This is a genomic window from Streptacidiphilus alkalitolerans (genome assembly GCF_042511045.1).
Taxonomy (GTDB): domain Bacteria; phylum Actinomycetota; class Actinomycetes; order Streptomycetales; family Streptomycetaceae; genus Streptacidiphilus; species Streptacidiphilus alkalitolerans.
The window spans coordinates 66,418-91,192 of record NZ_JBHEZX010000012.1; the positions used below are offsets into that span (position 1 = coordinate 66,418).

Genomic DNA, 24,775 nt, shown 5'->3' on the forward strand with positions numbered 1-24,775 from the left:
CCCGGGTGACCCTTCGGGGATCGCGGCTCCGCCCGCCCGAACCCCGACCTGACGGAGCGTCATGTCTCTGTTGCACCTGCCCGTGCCCGATCCGGGCAGTCCCGACCTCCGCTCGCCGCTGCGGCTGCTGGTCTGGCTGGGACGTTTCCAGCGCAAGGGCCAACTGCTCTCGGTGCTCTGGGGCACCCTGCTGATGGGCGGTCAGGCCGCCACCCCCTTCCTGGTCGGCGCCGGCATCCAGGCCGCGGTCGACCACCGGGAGCGGCAGATCTGGCTGGCCGGGGCCGGCACCCTGGCGCTCGGCCTGCTCCAGGTCCTGGGCTCGGTGCTGCTGCACCGTCAGGCGGTCTGGAACTGGGTCACCGCCGCCTCCCAGGTACGGCAGCTGGTGGCCCGTCAGGCCTCCACGCTCGGCGCCGGGCTGTCCCGGCGGATCGCCACCGGCGAGATCGTCGCGGTCAGCTCCGGCGACGTGGAGAAGATCGGCTGGTTCGTCGAGGTCTCCTCCCGCTGCGGCGCGGCCGTGGTGGTCTGGCTCGGCGTGTCCGGCGCGGTGCTCTGGCGCGAGCCCAGGCTGGGCGCGGCGGTGCTGCTCGGCGTCCCGGTGCTGGCCGTCTCGGTCTGGCCGCTGCTGCGCCCGCTGGAGGCCCGCTTCACCCGTCAGCGTGAACTCGGCGGGAAGGCCGCCGAACTGGCGGCCGACACCGTCGCCGGACTGCGGGTGCTGCGCGGCATCGGCGGCGAGGAACTGTTCCTCGACCGCTACCGCACCGCCTCGCAGAAGGTGCGGGCCGCCGCCGTGCGCACCGCCCGCACCTGGTCCCTGATGCAGGCCCAGCAGGTGCTGCTGCCGGGCCTGTTCGTGGTCGGCACCACCTGGTACGGCGCGCACCTGGTGGTCACCGGACGGATCGGCGTCGGCGAGCTGGTCGCCGTCTACGGCGCCTGCGCCTTCCTGGCCGGGCCGCTGCGGGTGCTCGGCGAGACCGCCGAAGCCTGGACCGCGGCCCGGGTGGCCGCCGCCCGCGCGGTACGGGTGCTCGCGGTACGCCGCGACGACCGGCCGGACGGCGGCCGGCCGTCCGACACGCCCGGGGAGCAGCCGCCCGCGCCGCCGCTGACCGCGCCCGAGCGGGCCGATCTGCACGACCCGGCCACCGGGCTGACCGCCTACGCCGGCCGCTTCACCGCAGTGGTCTGCGGCGACCCCGACCTGGCCGGAGCGGTCGCGGCCCGGCTCGGCGGCCATGTGCCGCCGGACGGCGCGGACGGCGCGGACGGCAGCGCCGCCGGGTCCCGGCCGCCCTCGGCGACGCTGGGCGGGCGGGAGCTGGACGCGCTGCCGCTGGAGTCGGCCAGAGCGGCCGTACTGGTCCACGACAAGGACCCGGTGCTGCTCTCCGGCACGCTCGCCGAACTCCTGGACATCCCCAGGTCGGGCCGGGTCGCCCCGGCCGCCGCCCTCGCCGCCGCCTGCGCCGAGGACGTCCTGGACGCCCTGGTGGACGGCTCGCCCGGCGCCGACGGCGACCCGATGCGGGCCAGGATCACCGAACGCGGACGCTCGCTGTCCGGCGGCCAGCGGCAGCGCCTGGCGCTGGCCCGGGCCCTGGTCGCCGACCCGCCGGTGCTGGTGCTGGACGAGCCGACCAGCGCGGTCGACTCGCACACCGAGAACCGGGTGGCGGCGGGCATCGCCCAGCTGCGCCGGGGACGCACCACCGTGGTCTTCGCGACCAGCCCGCTGATCCTGGACCGGGCCGACCGGGTGGTGCTGATCCAGCGCGGCCGGGTCGCCGGACAGGGGACGCACCGCGAACTGATGCACAGCCGGTCCGACTACCGGGCCGTGGTAACCCGCGAGGACCCGGTCGCCGTACCGGCCGCCGCGCAGCCCGCCGCCGCAGAACCCGTCGCCGCACAGCCCGTCGCCGTACGGGTGGAGGAGGTCCGATGAAGGCCCCGGAACGTCCGGCCGAGCAGACCGCGACCATGCTCCCGGTCGGGTCGCCCGCCGCGGTGCGCGGCTACCTGCGGCTGCTCGCCACCCGGCACCGCCGGGGCTTCGGCACCGTGGTCGGACTGCACTCGGTGGGGGCCGCGGCCGGGCTGGTCGGGCCCTGGGTGCTCGGCGAGCTGGTGCAGAACCTGGGCCCGGACACCACCGAGGGCTACATCTCCCAGGTCGCGCTGTTCTACCTGGGCGCGCTGCTGGTCCAGGCGGTCTTCACCGGCCTGTCCCGGCTGCGCGGCGGCATCCTCGGCGAGGAGATCCTGGCCGACCTGCGCGAGGACTTCCTGGTCCGCTCGGTGGGGCTGCCGCCCGGCGTGCTGGAGCGGGCCGGGACCGGGGACCTGGTCTCCCGGGCCACCACCGACGTCGACCGGCTGGCCACCTCGGTCCGCGACGCGCTGCCGGAGCTCTCGGTCGCGGTGGTGTCGCTGGCGCTGATCCTCGGCGCGCTGCTGGTCACCTCGCCGCTGCTGGCGGTCACCGCGCTGATCGGCCTGCCGCTGCTGCTGGCCGGCTGCCGCTGGTACTTCCGGCGCGCCCCGCAGGCGTACCGGGACGAGTCCGCCGCCTACGCCGCCATCAACACGGTGCTGGCCGAGACCGTGGACGCCGGGCAGACCGTGGAGGCGCTGCGGCTGGGTCAGGGCCGGGTGGAGCTGACCGACGCCAGGATCCGGCACTGGATCGACTGGGCCCGCTACACCCTGTGGCTGCGCACGGTCTTCTTCCCGGCCGTCGACTTCCCCTACACCCTCTGCCTGATCGCCACCCTCACCTTCGGCGGCGTCTACACCCTGCACGGCTGGACCACCCCGGGCCAGCTCACCACCGGAGTGCTCTACGCGCAGATGCTCACCGGGCCGGTCGACATGATCCTGCGCTGGTACGACGAGCTGCAGATCGGACAGGCCTCGATGGCCCGCCTGGTCGGCGTCCGGGAGGTCCCGGACGCCGACACCGACGACACCCTGCACCCGCAGGGCCGGGCCGTCCGGGCCGACCAGGTCCGCTTCGGCTACCGGGAGGGGGCGGACGTGCTGCACGGGATCAGCCTCGGCGTGGAGCCCGGGCAGCGGATCGCCCTGGTCGGCCCGTCCGGGGCGGGCAAGTCCACGCTGGGGCGGCTGCTGGCCGGGATCTACACCCCGCGGACCGGTGAGGTCACCCTCGGCGGCGCGCGGCTCGGGTCGATGCCGCCGGAACGGGTCAGGGCCCAGGTCGCCCTGGTCAACCAGGAGCACCACGTCTTCGTCGGCACCCTGCGGGACAACCTGCGGCTGGCCCGTCCCGAGGCGGACGACCAGGAGCTGCGCGGCGCGCTGGACGCGGTGGACGCCGGGCAGTGGTTCGCGGCGCTGCCGGACGGCCTGGACACCGAGGTCGGCTCCGGCGGCGCCACCCAGCTGACGCCGCCTCAGGCGCAGCAGCTGGCGCTGGCCCGGCTGGTCCTCGCCGACCCGCACACCCTGGTCCTGGACGAGGCCACCTCGCTGCTCGACCCGCGCGCCGCCCGGCACCTGGAACGCTCGCTGGCCCGGGTGCTGGACGGCCGGACGGTGATCGCCATCGCCCACCGGCTGCACACCGCGCACGACGCCGACCGGATCGCGGTGGTCGAGGAGGGCCGGATCACCGAGTACGGCAGCCACCCCGAGCTGATCGCGGCCGGCGGCCCCTACGCGGCCCTCTGGCGCTCCTGGCGCGACGAGGGAACGGAGGGTTAGCTGTTCCCGGCCCCGGGGCCGATGATTTCGCAGACGGTGCCGTCGGGGCTGCGGAAGTGCTGCCAGCTGACCCCGGCGTCGTGCTGCGGGGCACCGAGGAAGCGCACCCCGGCCGCCCGCATGTCGGCCCGGGCGCGGTCGAAGTCGTCCACCTCGAACCCGACCACCGGGCCCGTGGTGAAGAACGCGTGGAACTCGTCCTCCGTGCTGTACACCTCGAGCAGGGCGCCGTCGGCCATCCGGAAGCCCACCGCGTCCGGGCCCTCCCGTTCGACCGGCACCCCCATCACCTCGCGCAGCAGGTGCACCGTCTCGGCGAACCGCTCGGTCCGCATCCCCACAAAACCCACCCTGGCCACGGACACGGTGCCGTCCCTCCGTTCGCTGTCTGCCGCCCTGCTGGACCGTCAGGCGTCGCCGCCGCTGCGGCGGTCGAAGACCTGCGGCCGGGCGGTCCGCAGCGCGGTGGCGATGGCGCCGAGCAGCACCGCGTCCTCGCCGAGCACGCTGGCGGCGACCCGCGGGCGCAGCGGGGTGAGCTGGTGCAGGGTCTGCTCCACCGTGCTCAGCAGCAGGTCGGCGCTGTGCCCGACGCCGCCGCCGAGCACCACCAGGTCCGGGTCGAGCACCGAGGACACCGCGGCGACCACATGGGCCAGCCGCTGCGCCTCCTGCCGCACCGCGGCCACCGCGGCCTCGGTGCCGGCCCTGGCCTCGTCGAAGACCTGCTTGGCGGTGAGCGGGCCGGTCATCCCGAGCTCCCGCGCGGTCCGCACCACGGCGTCCCCGGACACCGCGTCCTCCAGCATGCCCCGCCGCGGCAGCCCGTCCGGGGCGGGCTCACCGGGCATCGGCTGGGTGAGCAGCGGCAGGAAGCCGATCTCGCCGGCCGCGCCGTGGGCGCCGCGGAACAGCTCGCCGTCGGCGACCACGCCCATGCCGAGCCCGGTGCCGATCAGGATGTAGAGGAAGAGCCTGCTGCCGGTCCCGGCGCCGAAGGCGTACTCGCCGAGCGCGGCCAGATTGGCGTCGTTGTGCACGGTCACCGAGGTGCCCAGGCCCTGCCGCATGCCGGCGATCAGCCCGCTGCGCCCCCAGCCGGGCAGGTTGACGGCGTAGCGGACCCGGTCGGTGTCCTCGTCGAACACGCCGGGGGTGCCCACCACCGCCTGCACCACGTCCTCGGCCCGCAGCCCGGCCGCCGCGGTCACCTCGGCCGCGGCGCCCACCACGGCCCTGGCGACGGCGCTGGCGCTGCGCCCCCGGTTGGGGACGTCCGAGCGGGCGACGACGGTGCCGGCCAGGTCGGCGACGGCGAGCCGGAGCCAGGCCCGGCCGATGTCCACGCCGAGGACGTACCCGGCGCTGGGGTCGGCCTCGTAGAGGACGGCGATCCGGCCGCGGTCGGGGGCCACCGTCCCGGCCTCGCGGACCAGGCCGGCCTGCTCCAGCGCGGCGAGGGCGGTGGAGACGGTGGGCTTGGAGAGGCCGGAGTCCCTGGCGAGCTGGGCCCGCGAGGCCGGCCCCGCGGTCCGCAGCCGCTCCAGCAGCAGCCACTCGTTGTTGCTGCGCAGCCGCTGGCGGTTCCACCGGTGGTCGGCCGGATGCTCGGCGGCGTGCGGCTCACTGCTCTGCTCGGTCATCCTGCGCTCTACTGCCTTTCTCCGGTGGCTCCCGCCCTGTCATCCCTGATCACTTTACTAGTTAAGATAATTAACTTAATTTGGCCCCCGCTGTCTACGTCCGGGGACACATTCGGACGCACCGGCGGGCGCCGGAGCGGGTTCGGTGCCAAGGATGGGGCTATGGTCACCAAAAGCGATGCCACGTCCGGACGCAAGATCGCCGGGGTCACCATCAGTACCCGGCTGGTGGTCTTCGTCGTCGTCGCCGTCCTCGCCGTCTGGTTCATCCTGATGAACACCGCCTCGGTGAAGATCCATCTCTGGGGGCTCTCCACGGTCACCTCGCCGCTGTGGATCGTGCTGCTGGTGATCCTGGCCGTCGGAGCCGCGCTCGGCTGGGTGGTGCGCCGCTACCGGGACCGCGCCAAGTGACCCCGGACACAGTGTGAGGGGCGTCCACGAAGCCCGGTAGTTGATCCTTTCGTTACCCGGGACCCCCGTCCCCGCCCTTCGGCGGGGGCGGGGGTCCTGCTGAGGTATGACCGTGCGCCCGTTCGGCCGTAAGGCCAGCTCGGGCCGTCGAAGAAAAGTTCGCGGACAGTCGCCGCACAAGGTTTGCCGCGCTCCGGGAGGGGAACTCCCGCTGTCCGGGCGGTCTGCACGAACAGTGTTCCACTACGGACTCCCATAGTAGATGGGGTTCTTGGTCCTGGCGTGAAGACCCGTTAAGAATGGCGAAGTCGTCACGGCGGCCCGAGCTGATCACAGCGGGGTCGCCTTCAGTCCGGCACCAACCGAAACCGGGGTGCCCCTGGCACTGAGCCGGCTCCGCAGGGCACCTGTCCCGCCGTGCGGAACCAGTCGGCCGGTACGCCGAGACAGCCAGCCGATTGAGGTCTTCTCCCATGTCCGTACGCAAGCCGATTCTGCATGTCCGAAAGCGAACCGCGGCCATCGTCGCCGCGGTGTCCGTCACCGGCCTCGCCGTGGCCGGCGGGGTCGTGGCCGAGTCCTCGGCCTCCGCGCCCAGCCAGTCCGTGAGCACGCAGGCCGACTCCCTGGCCGCCGTCGCCGACCTGCAGGCGTCCAGCGCGGCCTCCAGCGCCGCGTCCGCCTCCGCCTCCGCCGCCGCCCAGAAGGCAGCCGCCGCGAAGGCCGCCGCCGCCAAGGTGGCCGCGGAGAAGGCCGCCGCCCACAAGGCGGCCGTGCTCAAGGCCGCCGCGGCCAAGGCTGCCGCGCAGAAGGCCGCCGCCAACCGTGCCGCCGCCGAGAAGGCCGCCGCCCAGCGGGCCGCCGCGGCCCGGGCCGCCGCCGAGCAGCAGGCCGCCTCCCGTTCGGAGACCCGCAGCTCGCTCAGCGGGAGCCCGCAGGAGATAGCCGCGCAGATCGTGCCGGCCGACCAGCTCGCCTCGTTCAGCGAGATCATCTCGCACGAGAGCGGCTGGAACGTGCACGCCACCAACCCCTCGTCCGGTGCCTACGGCCTGGCCCAGGCCCTGCCCGGCTCCAAGATGGCCTCGGCCGGATCCGACTGGCAGGACAGCGCCGCCACCCAGATCCGCTGGGCCCTCGGCTACATGAACGACCGCTACGGCAGCCCGAACGCCGCCTGGCAGTTCTGGCAGGCCAACAACTGGTACTAGTCGTACCCGTCGCCGTTGCCGCCGCGTCCCCCCTCTGGACATCGGCCAGGATCCGCTGCCACGATCTTGGAAAGCTGTAAGACGATCCGTCAGCAGCGTTCAGAGGGGGCGGCCCGGTGGCGACCACCGACAGATCGGCGCGACCCTGGCACCGCTTCTACGCGGCCGGGGTGCCGCACAAGCTGTCCATCCCCACGGTGCCGGTGACCGCGCTGCTGGACCAGGCGGCGGAGCAGCACGGGCGCCGTACCGCGCTGGTCTTCTTCGGCCGCCGGACCAGCTACCGGGCGCTGCGCCGGGCCGTGGACCGGTTCGCCGGGGGGCTGGCCGGGCTCGGGGTGGGCCGCGGCGACCGGGTGGCGCTGGTGCTGCCCAACTGCCCGCAGTACGTGGTGGCCTTCTACGCGGTGCTGCGTCTCGGCGCGATCGTGGTGCCCACCAATCCGCTGTACACCGAGTCCGAGCTCGCGCACCAGCTGCTGGACTCCGGCACCACCGCGGTGATCGTCTACGATGGCGCCTTTCGGACAGTCGACGCGGTCCGCGCGCAGACCGGTCCGATCACCGTGATAGCCACCTCCTTGGCCGAGGCGCTGCCGCTGCGCTCCCGGCTGCTGCTGCGGCTGCCGCTGGCCCGGGCCCGCGCGCTGCGGGAGCGGCTGGGCCCGGGGCTGCCCGCCGGGGCCGACGCGGTGCCCTTCGCCGCGGTCGCCCGCGGACCGCGCGGGGCCGCGGCCGGCGCGGGTCCGGTCAGCCCGCGCACGGCGGTGGCGGTGCTCCAGTACACCGGCGGGACCACCGGGACGCCGAAGGGGGCGATGCTCACCCATCGCAACCTGGTCGCCAACGCGTACCAGGTCAGGGCCTGGTACCCGCAGTTGCGGCAGGGCCGGGAGACGCTGCTCGGCACGCTGCCGATGTTCCATGTCTACGGGATGACCATGTGCCTCACCGTGGCCACCCTGGCCGGGGCGCGGACCGTGCTGCTGCCCGTGTTCGACGTCGGAACGGTCGTCAGGGCGCTGGTCCGGTGGCGGCCGACGCTGTTCCCCGGGGTGCCGCCGATGTACCAGGCGCTGATGCGGGAGGGCAGTGAGCACGGCGCCGCGCGGCTGCGCGGGCTGCGCTCGGTGCGGTACTGCATCAGCGGGGCGATGCGGCTGGAACCCGACATCGTGGACCGGTTCCAGGAGCTGACCGGAGCCCACCTGGTGGAGGGCTACGGCCTCTCCGAGGCCTCGCCGGTGGTGCTGGCCAACCCGCTGAACGCCAACGCCAGGCCGGGGACGGTCGGCATCCCGCTGCCCGGCACCGAGGCCAGGATCGTCGACGAGGACGACCCCGACCGGGAGCAGCCGGCCGGCACCGCCGGCGAGCTGATCGTCCGCGGCCCGCAGGTCTTCGCCGGGTACTGGCACGAGCGCGAGGACAGCGCCCGGATGCTGCACGACGGCTGGCTGTTCACCGGCGACATCGCGGTGATGGGCCCGGACGGCTACGTCACGGTGATCGACCGCAAGCGCGACGTGATCATCGCCAGCGGCTTCTCGGTGTTCCCCAGCGAGATCGAGGAGGTGCTGCTGGCGCACCCGGCGGTGGCGGACGCGGCCGTGGTCGGCGTGCCCGACGCCTACCGGGGCGAGACGGTGAAGGCCTGTGTGATCGTCAGGGAGGGGGCCCGGCTGACCGAGGGCGCGCTGATCGGCTACTGCGCCGAGCGGCTGACGGCCTACAAGGTGCCCAAGATCGTCGAGTTCCGGGTCGACCCGCTGCCCCGCAACCTGCTCGGCAAGGTGCTCCGCCGGGTGCTCAGGGACGAGGACGGCTGACGACCCGGCACCGACCGGGCCGACGCCGTCCTGACCGACGCCGTCCGACCCGGCCGACCTGACGCCGGGTCACTCCTCCGTCGGGGCCGCCGCCTGCGCCGCCTCCGCGCGGGCGTCCTCCTGCAGCTTCAGCGCCTCCTCCAGGGTCGGCGACTGCTCCCAGATGCTCTGGAAGGCCATCCGCAGGGTCTCGGCCAGCGAGGGGTGACGGATCACCAGCGAGGTGGTCGCGCCGGCCCTGGCCACCGGGTCCGGCATGTCGCAGAGCACGGTGGAGCCGTCCGCGACGATCAGCTTCAGCGGCAGCGAGTCGGCGATCCTGATCTCCTCGCCGACCTCGCCGAAGCGGCGGACCACCTCCAGCATCACCGGGTCGTCCAGCACGTCCCGGCTGTAGAGCGAGCGGACCGCTCGCCCGGCGGCGTGCAGCCGGGCCGAGGCCTCCAGCCCGGCCAGGTTCTCCGAGGGGGTCACCCACGGCGGCCGGGAGAAGCTCAGCAGCTCCCGTTCCGCCTCGTTCTGGATCCGGTCGAAGCGGTCGCTGATGTCGGCCGCGTCGCGCAGCACCTCGACGTAGTCCAGCGGATCGGTGTGGGTCCGGCCGCTGTCCCAGGTCGGCAGCAGCTCGCGGGCGAGTTCGTCGGAGAGCCGTTCGAGCCGGCCCAGGGAGCGCCGCTGCTGCTCCATCAGCCGGTCCACCGCGATCTCCGGGGCGACCGCGGAGTAGCCCGCGACCTTGCCCGGATGGAGTACCGCGAGCTGGCGCCGGGTCAGGCCCTCCAGCACGTCGTACACCCGCTGCCTGGGGACCTGGGCCTCGCGGGCGACCTCGGCCGCAGTGAAGACGTCCCGGCGGATCAGCGCGAGGTAGACCCGCGCCTCGTAGTTGGTGAGGCCGAGCTCTTCGAGGTCAGCTGCGCGCCTGTCGTCCGTATGCATGGCTGCACCGTAGCGGCGTTGGTCCCTCATTTGGCAAGTGGCGACCAACTGGCGGTTTCCAGGCCCCCCGCACCGCTGATCTTCCGGTGCAGGCGGGGGGTGGGACGGGGTTCTTGTGCCGTTGTCATGCATTCGCTATCTTCATGGCGCTGAGCACCACTCAACGGGGTGTCAGAACCGCTGACGTGTCATGATCATGACGATCGTGGCCTGCCCGGATCTGGAACCCCCATTCGGTGGCGGGCCGCTCCACGAGAGCGGGCCCGGGTGCCGTCCTCACCCCCCATGGAGGGCCGTCCGTTGCACACCCCCAGCACGACATCCAGCCCCACGCCGAGAAGGCCTCGCCGCGCCCTGCACAAGGCCGCGGCAGCCTCCTTCTCCGTTGCCGCACTGATCGGGGGCGTCCTCGCGGCCGCCGCCCCGGCCGACGCGGCAGCCGGTCAGACCAGCGCCTCCTCCACCGCCGTCCACGTGAAGCACGCCTGTGCGGCACCCAGCCACGTCGGCCAGATGGCCTGCCTGGCCCTGGTCCGCACCGACGTCACCCAGCCCGCGGCGCTGGTCGCCCACGCGGTCTCACCGCTGGCCACGCCCTCCGGCTACGGCCCCTCCGACCTCAAGAGCGCCTACGCCCTCCCGGCGAACGGCGGCGCGGGCCAGACCGTCGCCATCGTGGACGCCCAGGACGACCCCAACGCCGAGTCCGACCTCGCCGCCTACCGCACCCAGTTCGGGCTCTCCGCCTGCACCACGGCCAACGGCTGCTTCAAGAAGGTCAACCAGACCGGCGGCACCAGCTACCCCACCGCCGACACCGGCTGGGCCGGTGAGATCTCGCTCGACCTGGACATGGTCTCCGCGGTCGCCCCCGCCGCGCACATCATCCTGGTCGAGGCCACCTCGGCGAACATGGACGACCTGGGCACCGCCGTCAACGAGGCGGTCACCCTCGGCGCCAAGTTCGTCTCCAACAGCTACGGCGGCTCCGAGGACTCGACCGACACCGCGTCGGACAGCGCCTACTTCAACCACCCCGGCGTCGCGATCACCGTCTCCTCCGGTGACGAGGCGTACGGCGCGGAGTACCCGGCCGCGTCCAAGTACGTCACGGCAGTGGGCGGCACGGCGCTGAAGACGGCGTCCAACGCCCGCGGCTGGACCGAGACGGTGTGGAAGACCAGCAGCACCGAGGGCACCGGCTCCGGCTGCTCGGCCTACGACGCCAAGCCCACCTGGCAGACCGACACCGGCTGCTCCAAGCGCACCATCGCCGACGTCTCCGCGGTGGCCGACCCGGCCACCGGTGTCGCGGTCTACCAGACCTACGGCGGCAGCGGCTGGGCCGTCTACGGCGGAACCAGCGCCTCGTCCCCGATCATCGCCAGCGTCTACGCCGACGCCGGCACCCCGGCCGCGGGCAGCAGCCCGGCCCAGTACCCGTACCAGCACACCACCGCCCTCAACGACGTGACCAGCGGTAACAACGGGACCTGCTCCCCGACCTACCTCTGCACCGCGGGCACCGGCTACGACGGCCCGACCGGCCTGGGCACCCCCAACGGTCTGACCGCCTTCACCAGCGGCGGCGGAGGCGGCACCGGCAACACGGTCACCGTCACCGCTCCCGGCAACCAGACCGGCACCGTCGGCACCGCGGCCTCGCTCCAGCTGCACGCCACCGACTCGGCCTCCGGCCAGACCCTGACCTACAGCGCCAGCGGCCTGCCCGCCGGACTGTCCGTCAACTCCTCCACCGGCCTGATCTCGGGCACCCCGACCACGGCCGGGACCTACTCGGTCACCGCCACCGCCACGGACACCACCGGGGCGAGCGGCAGCACCTCCTTCACCTGGACCATCACCGGCTCCGGTGGTGGCGGCGGCTGCACCGCGGCCCAGCTGCTCGGCAACCCCGGCTTCGAGACCGGCAGCGCCTCGCCCTGGACCGCCACCGCGGGCGTCATCGACAGCAGCACCGGCGAGGCCGCCCACTCCGGCAGCTGGAAGGCCTGGCTGAACGGCTACGGCACCACCCACACCGACACCCTGTCCCAGTCGGTGACCGTCCCGGCCAGCTGCACCAGCGCCACGCTGACCTACTACCTCCACATCGACACCGCGGAGACCACGACCACCACGGCGTTCGACACCCTGAAGGTCACGGGTACCACGGGCAGCACCACCACCACGCTGGCGACCTACTCCAACCTCAACAAGGCCACCGGCTACACCCTGCGCACGGTCAACCTCTCCTCCTACGTGGGGAAGACCGTGACGCTGAAGTTCACCGGCGCCGAGGACAGCAGCCTGCAGACCAGCTTCGTCATCGACGACACCGCGGTCAACGTCTCCTGACCTGCACCACCGCATGACCAGTACGACCGCCTGACCAGCACCAACGCCTGACAGCAGTGCCCCGACCGCCCTCCCCGGCGGCCGGGGCACTGCTGCTTGCCTGCCGTCCGGCAAGCCCCGGATCCGGCGCTGTCAGTGCCGCACGGTACGGTGCCCTCCTGCCCGGTCCCGGGCAGCGAATGTGAAGCACCCTGGAGTCCCACCCCATGTCACAAACCCCGGTCGACACAGCGACCGACCCCGCCGCGCCCGCCGAGGGCCCCCAGTACCTGAGCCACAAGCAGATCATGGTGGTGATGGGCGGCCTGATGGCCGGCATGCTGCTGGCCGCCCTGGACCAGAGCATCGTCGGCACCGCCCTGCCCACGATCGTCAGCCAGCTCGGCGGCATCGACAAGCTGTCCTGGGTGGTCACCGCCTACCTGCTGACCTCCACCGCGGCCACCCCGCTCTGGGGCAAGATCTCCGACATCTACGGCCGCCGGATCATCTTCCAGTCCGCGATCGTGATCTTCCTGATCGGCTCCGCGCTGGCCGGGCTCAGCCAGAACATGGGCGAGCTGATCGGCTTCCGGGCGGTCCAGGGCATCGGCGGCGGCGGTCTGATGTCGCTCGCCTTCGCCATCATCGGGGACGTCATACCGCCGCGTGAGCGCGGGCGCTACCAGGGCCTGATGGGCGCGGTCTTCGGCCTGGCCAGCGTCGCCGGGCCGCTGCTCGGCGGCTGGTTCACCGACAGCATCGGCTGGCGCTGGATCTTCTACATCAACCTGCCGATCGGCATCGGCGCCCTGGTGGTCTGCTCCTTCGCGCTCAAGCTGCCGGTGAACCGGCGCGAGCACTCGATCGACTACCTCGGCTCGGCCGCCATCGTGGCCGGGGTCACCAGCCTGCTGCTCTACCTGAACTGGGCCGGCACGGCCTACGGCTGGGTCTCCTGGCAGGGCCTGCTGCTGCTCGGCGGGGCGGTGCTGCTGACCGTGGCCTTCGTCCTGGTCGAGCGCCGGGCGGCGGAGCCGATCCTGCCGCTGCGGCTGTTCCGCAACCCGATCTTCTCGGTCGGCAACGGCTTCGGCTTCTTCGCCGGGTTCGCCATGTTCGGCGGCATCATCTACCTGCCGGTGTACCTGCAGGCGGTGCAGGGCATGTCGGCCACCCGGTCCGGGCTCGGCATGCTGCCGGCCGTGGCCGGGATCATGGCCACCTCGGTCGGCTCCGGTCGGCTGATGGCGAAGACCGGCCGCTACAAGGTCTTCCCGATCGTCGGCGCACTGGTGATCATCACCTCGCTGGCGCTGCTCAGCACGCTCTCCAACGCGACCCCGTACTGGCAGGTCGCGCTCTACGCCTTCGGCTTCGGCGCGGGCCTCGGGCTGACCCTGCAGACCCTGGTGACGGCCATTCAGAACTCGGTGGAATTCCGGGACATGGGCGTGGCCACGGCCTCGGCCACCTTCTTCCGGCAGATCGGCGCCTCCATCGGCACCGCGATCTTCGGCACCGTGCTGACCAGCCGGCTCACCCACTACATGAAGCAGGAGTTCCCCGGCGGGACCGGTGGCGGCGGCACGAAGATCGACGCCAACAACGTCCAGGCGATACAGCACCTTCCGGCGCCGGTGAAGGAGCACGTCACGGCGGCCTTCGCGCATGCCATCGGCAACCTGTTCCTGGCCGGCGTCCCGTTCATCGCCGTCGCCCTGGTCTTTGCGCTCTTCCTCAAGGAGAAGCCGCTGACCAGCATGGACGGCGCGGCCGAGGCGGCGGCGCCGGCGCACTGAGCCGGCGGGCCCCAGTACGGCTCAGATCGAGGCGCGGGCCATCCGGTCCAGGGCGTGCAGCAGCGCCGGGAGGTCGGGGCCGCGCCCTATCGGCACCACCTCGCCGGGCCGCTCGTCCAGCAGCACCACCGCGATGTCGTCGGTACGGGCGGCCAGGCTCCAGCCGGGGCCGTCCGCCCGTACCAGCCGGGCGCCGTCCGCGGCCGGGGCCGAGCGGATCCGGCCGGCCGGCGGGGGAGTGCGGGTGTAGGCGTGCGCCTCGGCCAGCACCCGGCCCACGTCCTCGGCCGGGGCGTTGCCGGTGGCCTGGTCGAAGGTCACCGTGGCGGAGATCCGCTCGCGCCAGACCGACCACTGCTTGGCCACCTCGTCCGCGCCCAGCCGGCGCTGCGCCGGGCCCCAGCTGTCGGGGTCGGGCGGGCTCAGCAGGGGGTGGCCGCCCTCCTCCGGGTCGACCGCGGGATCGTGCGGGTCGGGCAGGCCGGGGGTGCTGACCGACAGGCCGAGCGGCCATCCCGGCAGCGAGTCCACCACCGTGCGCTCCGGCGGGGAGAGGTCGTAGGGCATGCCGCAGTCCCACGCGGCGATGGCGCAGCCGACCAGCGCGGCGTCGTCCGAGACCACGGTCCAGCGGGCGCCCGCCTTGTCCTGGCCGAACAGCAGCCCGTAGCCGTCGGCCCAGGGCTCCTGCCCCAGCGCCTCGCAGGCGGCGGGGTAGTCGTCCCCGAGCACGCTCGGGAACTGCCCCGGCGTCAGCAGCAGCGCGCTCAGCACATAGAACGCGTCGTCATCGGCCTGTGCCATGGGAATCCCCCTCCTCTTCCGCCCCGGGCCCGGAGTCGGCTCATGGTAGTGAGGCCGCGGCGCTCAGTGCCAGTGTTGATTTCGGGCCCGGGGCGGAAGAGGAGAACAGCGGGGTTCAGCCCGCGGTGACGGCGCGCAGGCTCTCCTTGAGCGAGCTCATCGTCGCCAGCACGGCCGTCGGCTCGTAGCCGCAGTGGGCCATGCAGTTGTCGCAGCGGGGGTCCTTGCCGCGGCCGTAGTTGTCCCACTCGGTGCTGTCGAGCAGCTCCTGGTAGGTGTCCACGTACCCGTCCGACATCAGGTAGCAGGGCTTCTGCCACCCCTTCAGCGAGTACGAGGGGATCGCCCAGGGGGTGCACTCGAAGTCGACCTTGCCCTCCAGGAAGTCCAGGTAGAGCGCCGAGTGGTTCAGCCGCCAGCCCTTCCGGCGGCCCTCGGCGAAGGCCTTCTTGAACATCGAGCGGGTCTGCTCGACGCCGAGGAAGCGGTCCTGGTCCGGGGCCTTCTCGTAGGCGTAGCCGGGCGAGAGCTGCATCCGGTCGACCTTGAGGTCGTCATTGAGGTAGTTGAGGACGTCGATGACGTCCTGCGGGCTGTCGTTGTTGAAGAAGGTCGAGTTGGTGAACACGGTGAAGCCGGCCGCCTTGGCCTGCTTGATCGCCTCGATGGCCTGGTCGAACACGCCGACCTTGCTCACCGACTCGTCGTGCCGCTCGCGCAGCCCGTCGATGTGCACCATCCAGGCGAAGTTCCTGTTCGGCTTGAACTTGTGCAGGTGCTTGGGCAGCAGGACGGCATTGGTGCAGAGCACCACGAACTTCTTCTTGTCCAGCAGCGCCTGGGTCATCTCGGCGATCTGCGGATGCATCAGCGGCTCGCCGCCGGCCAGCGACACCATCGGCGCGCCTGCCTCCATGACCGCGTTGACGACCTTCTCGACCGGCATGCGCTGCTTGAGCATGCTGGCCGGCTCCTGGATCTTCCCGCAGCCCGCACAGGCCAGGTTGCAGGCGAAAAGCGGTTCGACCTCCACGATCAGCGGGAACTTCTTCACCCGACGGATCTTCTGCTTGAGGAGGTACGTGCCCATCTTGACGGTCAGATTGAGTGGGAGTCCCATGATCACTGTCTCCGTTCCCCCGGGCCCCAAGGGTTGAGACCCTCCACTAACATACAGACTGTATGGAACAGGATGAAGGTATGCCAGCGCCCAGAATCAGACGGAGTCGTCGTGCGGAGCATGTGGCGGACACCCGGCGTGCGCTGCTGCACGCCGCGCGTGAGCTTTTCGCCGAGCGCGGGTACGTCGCGACCGGGACGGAGGATATCGTCGCCGCCGCCGACGTCACCCGCGGGGCCCTCTACCACCACTTCAAGGACAAGGCCGACCTGTTCCGCGCGGTGATGGCCGAATGCGCCCAGGAGATGGCGGAACGGCTGGTGGAGCAGGAGACCGCGCGCGCCGAACTGCACCCCGGCGACGCCTGGCAGCTGCTGCGCAGCGGCTTCCAGTCCTTCCTCGACGCCTGCAACGACGCGCACTTCCAGCGCATCGTACTGATCGACGGCCCCGCCGTGCTGGGGCACAGCGCCTGGGACGCGCTGGTGGAGGAGCACGGCTACATCCTGCTGGCGGAGGTGCTGGCCGAGGCGATCCGCGAGGGCAATGTCGAGGACCTGCCGGTGGCGCCGCTGACCCGGATGCTGGCGGCGCTGATCTCGGAGGCGAGCCTCTACATAGCGCGCGCCGACGACCACGTCCGCGCCCGCGAGGAGGCGGGGCTGGTGCTGGAGCGGCTGCTGACCGGGCTCGGCCGCGGCCCGGCCCTGGAGAACAGCGGCAGCGCGCCGGGCGTGTCGTAGTCGCCGTCGTCGTAGTTACTGGCGGGTCATAACTCTTCCCGAGCGCGGGGCTGTGCCCTAGTCTCCTGATTGCGCCACTGATTGCTGGCACGATGGGAGGACACAATGAGCGGCACTGACACGGTGGTCCAGCACGTACGCGTGGTGGTCGTCGGCTCCGGCTTCGGCGGACTGGGCGCGGCCGTACGGCTCCGGCAGGAGGGCGTCACCGACTTCCTGGTGCTGGAACGGGCCGGATCGGTCGGCGGCACCTGGCGCGACAACAGCTACCCGGGCTGCGCCTGCGACGTCCCCTCGCACCTCTACTCCTTCTCCTTCGCGCCCAACCCGGACTGGCCCCGCACCTTCTCCGGGCAGCCGGAGATCCGCGCCTACCTGGAGCGCATCGCCGACCGCTTCCAACTGCGCCCGCACCTGCGCTTCGACCACGAGGTGCAGGGCGCCCGCTGGGACGCCGCCGCCTCCCGCTGGGAGCTGAGCACCAGTCAGGGCGTCTACACCGCCGATGTGATGGTGGCCGCCTGCGGCCCGCTGTCCGACCCGTCCGTGCCGGACCTGCCCGGTCTGGCCGACTTCCCCGGCAAGGTGTTCCACTCCGCCCGCTGGGACCACGACTACGACCTGACCGGCAAGCGGGTCGCCGTGGTCGGCACCGGCGCCTCGGCGATCCAGATCGTGCCGATGATCCAGCCGAAGGTCGAGCGGCTGGTGCTGCTGCAGCGCACCCCGCCGTGGATCATGCCGCGGATGGACCGGGACATCACCTCCGCCGAGCGCCGGCTCTACCGCCGCGTCCCGGCCGCCCAGCGGGCGCTGCGGGCCGCGCTGTGGAGCATCAGGGAGTCCCAGGTCGGCGCGTTCGTCAAGCGGCCGGGGATGCTCAAGGCCGCCCAGGCGCTGGCCAAGCGCAATATCGACAAGCACATCAAGGACCCGGCGCTGCGGGCCAGGCTCACCCCCGACTACAGCTTCGGCTGCAAGCGGGTGCTGCTGTCCAACACCTACTACCCGGCGCTGGCCCAGCCCAATGTGGACCTGGTCGCCTCCGGTCTGAAGGAGGTGCGCGGCAGCACCGTGGTCGCCGCCGACGGCACCGAGCACGAGGTCGACGCCATCATCTTCGGCACCGGATTCCACGTCACCGACATGCCGATCGGCTCCCGGATCACCGGCGCGGCCGGGCGCACCCTGGGCGAGGAGTGGAAGGACGGGATGGCCGCGCTGCGCGGCAGCACCGTCAGCGGCTTCCCCAACCTGCTGTTCGTGATCGGCCCCAACACCGGCCTGGGCAACAGCTCGATGGTGCTGATGATCGAGTCCCAGCTGAACTACCTGGCCGACTACCTGCGCCGGCTGGACGCCTCCGGCGCCGCCGCGCTGGACGCCACCCCCGAGGCGCAGCGCCGCTGGAACGCGGAGGTGCAGCGGCGGATGGCCCGCACGGTCTGGAACAACGGCGGCTGCCGCAGCTGGTACCTGGACGGCAACGGCAACAACACCGTGCTCTGGCCCGGTACCACCGCGCACTTCCGCCGGGAGACCCGCAGCGTGGACCTCGCCGAGTACGACCTGGTCCAGACCCCCGCCACCGCCCCCGTCACGGTCTGAAGGAGCATCCGCATGCCCAAGAACGCACCCCTGGCCGGACAGGTCGCCGTGGTCACCGGCGCGGCCCGCGGCGTCGGCGCCGAGCTGGCCCGCGCCCTCGCCGCGCGCGGCGCCACCGTGGCCCTGGTCGGCCTGGAGCCCAAGGAACTGGAGCGCAGCGCCGCCGAGTGCGGCGGCAACCCCGGCGGCGTCGGCTGGTGGGAGGCCGACGTCACCGACCTGGACGCGATGCGGGCGGTCGCCGAGGAGGTCACCGCGCGCTTCGGCCGGGTCGACATCGTGGTGGCCAACGCCGGCATCGCCATCGGCGGCAGCTTCCTGGACTCCGACCCGGCCGCGTTCCAGCGGGTGATCGAGGTCAACCTGCTCGGCAGCACCACCACCGCCCGGGCCTTCCTGCCCGCGCTGATCGCCTCCCGCGGCTACCTGCTGCAGATCGCCTCGCTGGCCGCGATGACCCCGGCGCCGCTGATGACCGCGTACTGCGCCAGCAAGTCCGGGGTGGAGGCCTTCGCCCACGCGCTGCGCGGGGAGGTCGCCAACCAGGGCGTCCGGGTCGGCGTCGGCTACCTCAGCTGGACCGACACCGACATGGTGCGCGGCGCGGACGAGGACGAGGTGATGCGCGAGATGCGCGCCTCGCTGCCCTGGCCGACCAACCGCACCTACCCGCTGGCCCCCGCCGTGCAGCGGATCGCGGACGGCATCGCCCGCCGCTCGGTGCACGTCTACGCCCAGGGCTGGCTGCGGAGCTACCAGCTGATCCGGGGTCAGATCCCGCTGGTGCTGGGCCGGGTCGCCCCGCTCCAGCTGCGGAAGCTGGAGCCCCGGCTGCGGGAGACCGCCGCCGCCCGGCGCGGACTGGTCGGCCGCGGCGGCGCCGCCGACGAGGAGGCCAGGGCCGCCCGCGAAGTTCCCTCGTCCGGGTGACACCGACACCGGCCGGGGCGTTGACCGCCGCCCCGGCCGGGCACGTAGCGTGGGGGCCATGACCGACTCCCTCAGCGTGGCACTGCTCGGCACCGGCATCATGGGCTCCGCGATGGCCCGCAACCTGCTCGGCGCGGGCCACCGGGTGACCGTGTGGAACCGCACCCCCGCCCGCGCGGAACCCCTCGCCGCCGACGGCGCCCGGATCGCCGCCGACCCGGCCGAGGCCGTCCGCGACGCCGATGTGGTGCTGACCGTGCTCCTTGACGGCCCGTCGGTGCTGGCGGCGATGCAGGCCGCCGCGCCCGCGCTGCGGCCCGGCACGGTGTGGACCCAGTGCAGCACCGTCGGCATCGAGGCGCTGCGGGGGCTGGCCGGCTTCGCCGAGGCGCACGGCCTGCGGCTGGTCGACTCACCCGTGCTCGGCACCCGGCAGCCCGCCGAGAGCGGGCAGCTCACCGTGCTCGCGGCCGGTCCGCAGGCCGCGCGGGCGCTGGCCGACCAGGTGTTCGAGGTGATCGGCGCCCGCACCCGCTGGCTCTCCGAGGACGCCGCCTCCGGCGCCGGCACCCGGCTCAAACTGGCGCTGAACGGCTGGGTGCTCACCCTGGTCAACGGCACCGCCGAGGCGCTGACCCTGGCCGAGGGCCTGGGCGTGGACCCGCGCGCCTTCCTGGAGCTGGTGGCCGGCGGCCCGCTGGACACCCCGTACCTGCAGCTCAAGGGCCGGGCGATGCTGGACGGCGACTTCAGCACCAGCTTCACCGTGGACGCGGGCCTCAAGGACGCCCTGCTGATCGCCGCGGCCGGACGGAACGCCGGGCTGACCCTGGACCTGGCCGAGGCGTCGATCACCCGGCTGGCCCGGGCCCAGGACCGGGGCCACGGCGAGCAGGACGTAGCAGCCAGCTGGTTCGCCAGCTGAGCCCTCAGTCGCTGAGGGCCTTCTGCAGGCCCTCCAGGGCGTCGACCAGGAAGCCGGCGTCGCGGAGGACCAGGTGGGCCGGGTCGGTGCTGTTGTCGGCGGGGGCCGGGAGTTCCAGGGTCCAGGCGTCGTAGTGCAGCCGGAGGCCGGTGAGGTCGACCGGCTGCTCCAGCCGGACGGCCAGCGCGGCGCGGGCCGTCTCCTCCCGCAGCGCCTCGGCGAAGCGGGCGGCGCCGGGCACCGGCTCCGGGGCCGGTCCGCCGTTCGGCGCCGGGAGGTGGGCCTCCATCAGCAGCGCGGTGCGGCCCAGCGCCGCCATCGCCGAGCGGGCGGCGGTGACCTGGGAGTGCCGCAGGCCGCGGTGCCGTACCGGTTCCACCGACGCCTGCTGACTGGACGTCAGCAGATCGGCCCGGGCCTGCCGGTGGTCCAGCAGGGTCTCCCGCACGGCCCGGCGGCTCGCCGCCGAGGGGGCGCCGAAGGCGGCGACGGCCGCGGCGGCGTACCGTCCGCCGGCCTCGATGTAGGCGGCGAGGCGGTCCGGCAGCCGTACCGTCTGCCAGGTGGGGAAGAGCGCGTAGGAGGCCAGTGCCAGCGCGCCGCCGAGCAGGGTCTGGCCGACCCGGTCCTCCGCCGTCACGGTGACGCTGCCGCCGGCCATGGCCAGCAGGAACACCACATAGCCGGTGACGCAGGCGCTCATCGCCGCGTAGCCGGTGCGGATCGTGGTGTACGCGCCGCCGATGCAGAGCACCGCCAGCGCCGAGCAGGCCCAGACGTCCGGGTCGGCCAGCAGCACCACCGCGCTGGCCACCAGCACCCCGAGCACCGTCCCGGCGATCCTGGCCACGCCCCTGGAGTAGGTCTGCGAGAAGTCGGGCCGCATCACCATCACCGCCGTCAGCGGCGCCCAGTAGCCGTGCCCGAACGGCAGCAGCAGCCCGACGGTCTCGCCGACGGCGGCGACCGCGCCGACCCGTACCGCGTGCCGCAGCACCGGCGAGGACCAGGCCCAGTTGCGCCGCACCGCGTGGGCGGCGACCGGCAGCATCTCCGGGAGCGAGGGGCGGGGCAGGTGGCCGACCTCGTCGGCCCCGGCGTCGCGGCCGGTCGCGGCCGGGGACTCCAGCGAGTCCGCGCTGTCCGCGAGCAGCCCGACCAGCAGCAGCGCCGACTGCCGGGCCGGGCCGCTGAGCACCGGCCCGCCGGCCGGCACCGCCAGCGCCCGGTAGGTCCGCTCCGGTACCGGGACCGGCAGCCCGCTGCGGATCGAGCGCGCCATCACGTCCAGCACCTCGGCCGCCGCGCCGAGGATCTCCCTGGCCCGGTCCCGCTCCGGCCCCTCCTCGGCGGCGCCGACCCGGGGGTCGGCCAGCGCCGCCAGCACCGGGCGCATCCGCTCCATCGGGTCGCGCTTGCCGCCGAGCTCGGCCGGGCGGCGCCGGGCCTGACCCCGGGTCAGCGCGGCGGCGCTGCGGGCGGTCATCAGCGCCTCGGGGTCGAACGCGGCGAAGGGGTCGTGCCGCAGCCGCCGGGCGTAGTCCGCCATCGAGGCGTAGGCGTCGGCCAGCGCGTCCCGCTGGGCGCCCCAGCGCCGCACCGGGATCAGCAGCACCAGCAGCGCCTGGACCACGCCGCCGACCGCGATCACCCCGGCGTGCTCCAGCGACTGTGGGACGCTCGACGGCAGGGTGACCACCACCAGCATCACCGAGACGGTGGTGGACGCGACCACCCCGGCGGTCGGGCCGAGCGCCCAGGCCAGCCCGGCGCCGAACGCCCACAGGCCGAGGACCAGCACGAACAGCGGCGGCCAGGGCGAGGCGAGATAGCCGACCAGGGTGCTCAGCGAGAGCCCGGCCGCCGCCGCCAGCGCCAGCACCGGGCGCGGGCGGTAGCTGCGCTGGAAGGTCGCGGTCCCGGCGATGAACGCGCCGAGCGCGGCGGAGGTGGCCAGCGCGGGCGAGCCCAGCGCCAGCGCGCCGAAGACCACGATCGCCACCCCGAGCGCCCCGCGCACGGCGAGCAGCGGCTCGTTGTAGGCCCGCTCCAGGGTGAAACCGGTGCGGGCGGTGCTGCGCAGAGCCGTGATCCAGGGCATGGGGGCCAGGTTAGGGCCTGGGACCCACCGGGCCCGGCCCGCCCGGCCCGGCCCGGACGAGACGCTAGCCGCGCGGGCGCTCGTTCCAGGCGGCCACGGCGTGGTTGCCGTGCTCGGTGCCCAGACGGCTGATGGTGCCGGTGGCGAGCATGAAGAGCGAGCCCGCGGCGGGCGGCAGCCCGAGGTAGCGGGCCGTCAGCACCCGCAGGAAGTGGGCGTGGGCGACCAGCGCGACGTCCCCTCCGTCCGCGGCCCGCAGCTTCTCGTCCACCAGGGCCAGCGCCCGGTCCGCGCGGGCGCCGATCTGCTCCGGGGTCTCGCCGGGGTGTCCCTCCGGGCCGGGGACCACGCCGTCGGTCCACAGGTTCCAGCCGGGCCGGGTGCGGTGGATCTCGGCGGTGGTGATGCCCTCGTAGCCGCCGTAGTCCCACTCGTGCAGGTCGGGGACGATCTGCGGATCGTCCAGGCCGGCCAGCTTGGCGGTGGTCCTGGCCCGCAGCAGCGGGCTGCTCAGCGCGAAGGCGATCGGGTGCTCGGCCAGTATCCCGGCGAGCGCCGCGGCCTGCTCCTCGCCGTGGGCGCTCAGCGGACGGTCGGTGTAGCTGGTGTGGCGACCGGCCTCGCTCCAGTCCGTCGCGCCGTGTCGGACCAGGATCACATCGCCCATGCCGGTCATCTTCTTCCTGTTCTTCCTGATCGCAGCCGTCGTTCCGTCCAGCGTCAACATCGCGAATCCTCGCACGCTTCCCCCGCGTGCCAGGATGAAGCAGGCAATTCGAGCACTGCTGTGGAGGGGGACGGGTGTGTTCGTCTGGGAGGAGTCCGGCCGTGCCGACACCGGAATGGACCCGGCCGGGCTGGACCGGGCCTGGGAGCTGGCCAGGGCCCGGGGCACCGCCGGTCAGCTCTGCGTCCTGCGGCACGGCCGGGTGGTGCTCGACCGCAGCTTCGGCCGCGGTCCTGACGCCCTGTTCCTCACCTTCTCGGCCGGCAAGCCGCTCACCGCGCTGCTGGTGCACAAACTCGCCGAGCGCGGCGCGCTCTCGCTGGACGAGCGGGTGGCCGCGTACTGGCCGGAGTTCGGCCGCAACGGCAAGGAGGCGGTCACCGTGCGCCAGGTGCTGCAGCACCGCGCGGGGGTGCCGGTGGCGCGGAGCCTGCTGCGGGACGCCTGGGCGATGACGGACTGGGACCGCTCGGTCCGCGCCGTCGAGCGGGCCCGTCCCGTCCACCCGCCGGGGGAGGTGGCCGCCTATCACATCATCAGCTACGGCTACATCCTCGGCGAACTGCTGCACCGGGTCAGCGGCACGCCGGTCCGCGAGCTGCTCAGGACCGAGTTCCTCGATCCGCTGGGCCTGCGGGACATCCACCTGGGCCTGACGGCCGAGCTGCGCCCCCGGGCGGTGCCGCTGGTGTCCACCTCGCGCCGCGCCGACCGGGCCAGGCGGGTGTTCTTCAACCGCCGCGCGGTACGCCGGGCCGTGGTCCCCGCGGCGGGGGTGTCCAGTACCGCGCGCGACCTGGCGCGGTTCTACCAGATGCTGCTGCGCGGCGGGGAGTTGGACGGGGTACGGGTGCTCAGGCCGGACTCGGTCGCGGAGGCCCGGCGGCTCTCCACCGCGGCCGAGGGCGACCTCGACCACTTCCTGCGGATGCGGATCCGCTGGTCGCACGGCTTCCAACTGGGCGCCGCAGGGCCCGACCCCCGGGCCGGCCGGCCGATGGGCCAGCTCGGCAGCCCGCAGGCGTTCGGCCACAACGGCAGCAGCATCTGCCTGGCCTGGGCCGACCCCACCCGCGACCTGGTCCTGGTCCACTTCGGCAATCTGCTGGCCCCGCCGGGCGAGAGCGCCCGGCACGAGAGCGCCATCAGCGACGCCGTCATCGCCGCCTGCGGCTAGGGGGTGTCTGACGAGGGGACCGCCGCACGGGCGCTGATCTCCCTGGGGCTGAGGACCCGGGTCTGCGACCCGGACTCCGCCACGGCGATCATCGCGCGGCCGATCTGCCGGTTGTCGTTGACCGCGTTCGGCGCCAGCCGCCGGAACAGCGGGATCAGCGGGCCGGTGATCGCATAGGCGATGCGGTAGAGGCGGGTCTTGGACACCACGCCGTCCATCGGCTGGACGAAGCCCGGCCGGAACATGTAGGCGTCGGGGACGAGTTCCAGCAGGTCGTTCTCGGTCTTCCCCTTCACCCGGGCCCACATCGAACGCCCGGCCTCGCTGCTGTCCGTCCCCTGGCCGGAGACGTAGACGAAGGTCAGCCCGGGATCGGCGGCGACCAGGGTGCGGGCGACGGAGAGGGTCAGGTCGTAGGTGACCCTGCGGTACGCGTCCTCCTTCATCCCGACCGAGGACACGCCGAGGCAGAAGAAGCAGGCGTCGTAGTCGGCGAGCTCCGCCTCGATCCCGGAGAGGTCGGTCAGGTCGGGCCGCACGATCTCGCGCAGCTTGGGGTGCCCGGCCGCGGCTGCGTCCACCGCGGTCCGCCCGACGACCAGCACCCGCTCGACCCGCGGGTCCTGCAGGCACTCGCGGAGCACACCCTGCCCGATCATGCCGGTGGCTCCGAAGAGGATCACGTTCATGACGCACAGCGTAGCGGGCGGCCCCCGCTTTTTGCCTC

Annotated in this window: 20 protein-coding genes; 12 read left to right on the forward strand and 8 right to left on the reverse strand. The window is 73.2% G+C overall.

The genetic code is table 11. The annotated features are described in order from the left end of the window. Nucleotides 1-61: 61 nt before the first annotated feature. Complete coding sequence (locus ACEZDG_RS25205; protein WP_380513390.1) at nucleotides 62-1,957, forward strand: ABC transporter transmembrane domain-containing protein; 1,896 nt, start codon at nucleotides 62-64, stop codon at nucleotides 1,955-1,957. Further along, nucleotides 1,954-3,738, forward strand: coding sequence for an ABC transporter ATP-binding protein (locus tag ACEZDG_RS25210; protein ID WP_380513392.1), 1,785 nt, complete (start codon nucleotides 1,954-1,956; stop codon nucleotides 3,736-3,738). The genes ACEZDG_RS25205 and ACEZDG_RS25210 overlap by 4 nt, the downstream gene beginning before the upstream one ends. Here the strand turns inward: ACEZDG_RS25210 and ACEZDG_RS25215 are convergent. Both ACEZDG_RS25215 and ACEZDG_RS25220 read right to left on the reverse strand, forming a co-directional pair. Continuing rightward, entirely contained in the window at nucleotides 3,735-4,103 is a 369-nt protein-coding gene (locus tag ACEZDG_RS25215) for a VOC family protein (RefSeq protein ID WP_380513394.1), read from the reverse strand. The genes ACEZDG_RS25210 and ACEZDG_RS25215 overlap by 4 nt on opposite strands. 42 nt (nucleotides 4,104-4,145) lie before the next feature. After that, nucleotides 4,146-5,381, reverse strand: a complete 1,236-nt coding sequence (locus ACEZDG_RS25220; protein WP_380513396.1) for an ROK family transcriptional regulator — start codon at nucleotides 5,379-5,381, stop codon at nucleotides 4,146-4,148. Nucleotides 5,382-5,543: 162 nt separating this feature from the next. Between ACEZDG_RS25220 and ACEZDG_RS25225 the strand changes: the two genes are divergently transcribed. The 3 genes from ACEZDG_RS25225 to ACEZDG_RS25235 all read left to right on the forward strand — a co-directional run bounded on the left by ACEZDG_RS25225 (nucleotide 5,544) and on the right by ACEZDG_RS25235 (nucleotide 8,835). Continuing rightward, complete coding sequence (locus ACEZDG_RS25225) at nucleotides 5,544-5,795, forward strand: LapA family protein (protein WP_380513398.1); 252 nt, start codon at nucleotides 5,544-5,546, stop codon at nucleotides 5,793-5,795. A gap of 473 nt (nucleotides 5,796-6,268) precedes the next feature. Next, nucleotides 6,269-7,006, forward strand: coding sequence for an aggregation-promoting factor C-terminal-like domain-containing protein (locus tag ACEZDG_RS25230; protein WP_380513400.1), 738 nt, complete (start codon nucleotides 6,269-6,271; stop codon nucleotides 7,004-7,006). A 116-nt stretch (nucleotides 7,007-7,122) separates the two neighbouring features. Beyond that, nucleotides 7,123-8,835: an AMP-binding protein gene (locus ACEZDG_RS25235; protein WP_380513402.1), complete on the forward strand. Its 1,713-nt coding sequence runs from the start codon at nucleotides 7,123-7,125 to the stop codon at nucleotides 8,833-8,835. A gap of 69 nt (nucleotides 8,836-8,904) precedes the next feature. Here the strand turns inward: ACEZDG_RS25235 and ACEZDG_RS25240 are convergent, their stop codons facing one another. Next, entirely contained in the window at nucleotides 8,905-9,774 is an 870-nt protein-coding gene (locus tag ACEZDG_RS25240) for a TrmB family transcriptional regulator (RefSeq protein ID WP_380513403.1), read from the reverse strand. A 300-nt stretch (nucleotides 9,775-10,074) separates the two neighbouring features. Between ACEZDG_RS25240 and ACEZDG_RS25245 the strand changes: the two genes are divergently transcribed. Together ACEZDG_RS25245 and ACEZDG_RS25250 are read left to right on the forward strand one after the other, a co-directional pair. Continuing rightward, nucleotides 10,075-12,132: a putative Ig domain-containing protein gene (locus tag ACEZDG_RS25245; protein ID WP_380513405.1), complete on the forward strand. Its 2,058-nt coding sequence runs from the start codon at nucleotides 10,075-10,077 to the stop codon at nucleotides 12,130-12,132. Nucleotides 12,133-12,338: 206 nt separating this feature from the next. Further along, nucleotides 12,339-13,913, forward strand: coding sequence for an MDR family MFS transporter (locus ACEZDG_RS25250; RefSeq protein WP_380513407.1), 1,575 nt, complete (start codon nucleotides 12,339-12,341; stop codon nucleotides 13,911-13,913). A gap of 21 nt (nucleotides 13,914-13,934) precedes the next feature. Here the strand turns inward: ACEZDG_RS25250 and ACEZDG_RS25255 are convergent, their stop codons facing one another. Together ACEZDG_RS25255 and hpnH are read right to left on the reverse strand one after the other, a co-directional pair. Next, nucleotides 13,935-14,717: a hypothetical protein gene (locus ACEZDG_RS25255; RefSeq protein WP_380513409.1), complete on the reverse strand. Its 783-nt coding sequence runs from the start codon at nucleotides 14,715-14,717 to the stop codon at nucleotides 13,935-13,937. A gap of 115 nt (nucleotides 14,718-14,832) precedes the next feature. After that, complete coding sequence (gene hpnH, locus ACEZDG_RS25260) at nucleotides 14,833-15,837, reverse strand: adenosyl-hopene transferase HpnH (protein WP_380513411.1); 1,005 nt, start codon at nucleotides 15,835-15,837, stop codon at nucleotides 14,833-14,835. A gap of 122 nt (nucleotides 15,838-15,959) precedes the next feature. Between hpnH and ACEZDG_RS25265 the strand changes: the two genes are divergently transcribed. From ACEZDG_RS25265 to ACEZDG_RS25280, 4 genes are all read left to right on the forward strand, one after another. Then, on the forward strand, nucleotides 15,960-16,580 hold the full coding sequence (locus tag ACEZDG_RS25265) for a TetR/AcrR family transcriptional regulator (RefSeq protein WP_380513413.1): 621 nt from the start codon (nucleotides 15,960-15,962) through the stop codon (nucleotides 16,578-16,580). 105 nt (nucleotides 16,581-16,685) lie between these two features. Next, complete coding sequence (locus ACEZDG_RS25270) at nucleotides 16,686-18,188, forward strand: flavin-containing monooxygenase (protein WP_380513415.1); 1,503 nt, start codon at nucleotides 16,686-16,688, stop codon at nucleotides 18,186-18,188. 12 nt (nucleotides 18,189-18,200) lie between these two features. Continuing rightward, a complete protein-coding gene (locus ACEZDG_RS25275; RefSeq protein ID WP_380513417.1) occupies nucleotides 18,201-19,118 on the forward strand; it encodes an SDR family oxidoreductase in 918 nt (305 codons plus the stop codon). A gap of 58 nt (nucleotides 19,119-19,176) precedes the next feature. Then, nucleotides 19,177-20,043: an NAD(P)-dependent oxidoreductase gene (locus tag ACEZDG_RS25280; RefSeq protein WP_380513419.1), complete on the forward strand. Its 867-nt coding sequence runs from the start codon at nucleotides 19,177-19,179 to the stop codon at nucleotides 20,041-20,043. Nucleotides 20,044-20,047: 4 nt separating this feature from the next. On the opposite strand, the gene ACEZDG_RS25285 is transcribed toward ACEZDG_RS25280, so the two are convergent. Continuing rightward, the gene (locus ACEZDG_RS25285; RefSeq protein ID WP_380513421.1) at nucleotides 20,048-22,144 is read right to left on the reverse strand and encodes an FUSC family protein; all 2,097 of its coding nucleotides are present in this window, start codon (nucleotides 22,142-22,144) and stop codon (nucleotides 20,048-20,050) included. A 64-nt stretch (nucleotides 22,145-22,208) separates the two neighbouring features. Continuing rightward, nucleotides 22,209-22,811 carry a histidine phosphatase family protein gene (locus ACEZDG_RS25290; protein ID WP_380513692.1) on the reverse strand — a complete coding sequence of 201 codons (603 nt, stop codon included), beginning with the start codon at nucleotides 22,809-22,811 and terminating at the stop codon, nucleotides 22,209-22,211. A 136-nt stretch (nucleotides 22,812-22,947) separates the two neighbouring features. On the opposite strand from ACEZDG_RS25290, the gene ACEZDG_RS25295 reads away from it, so the two are divergent. After that, complete coding sequence (locus tag ACEZDG_RS25295) at nucleotides 22,948-24,048, forward strand: serine hydrolase domain-containing protein (RefSeq protein WP_380513423.1); 1,101 nt, start codon at nucleotides 22,948-22,950, stop codon at nucleotides 24,046-24,048. Here the strand turns inward: ACEZDG_RS25295 and ACEZDG_RS25300 are convergent. After that, complete coding sequence (locus ACEZDG_RS25300) at nucleotides 24,045-24,737, reverse strand: NAD-dependent epimerase/dehydratase family protein (RefSeq protein ID WP_380513425.1); 693 nt, start codon at nucleotides 24,735-24,737, stop codon at nucleotides 24,045-24,047. The two genes, ACEZDG_RS25295 and ACEZDG_RS25300, sit on opposite strands and share 4 nt — an antisense overlap. Nucleotides 24,738-24,775: the final 38 nt, after the last annotated feature.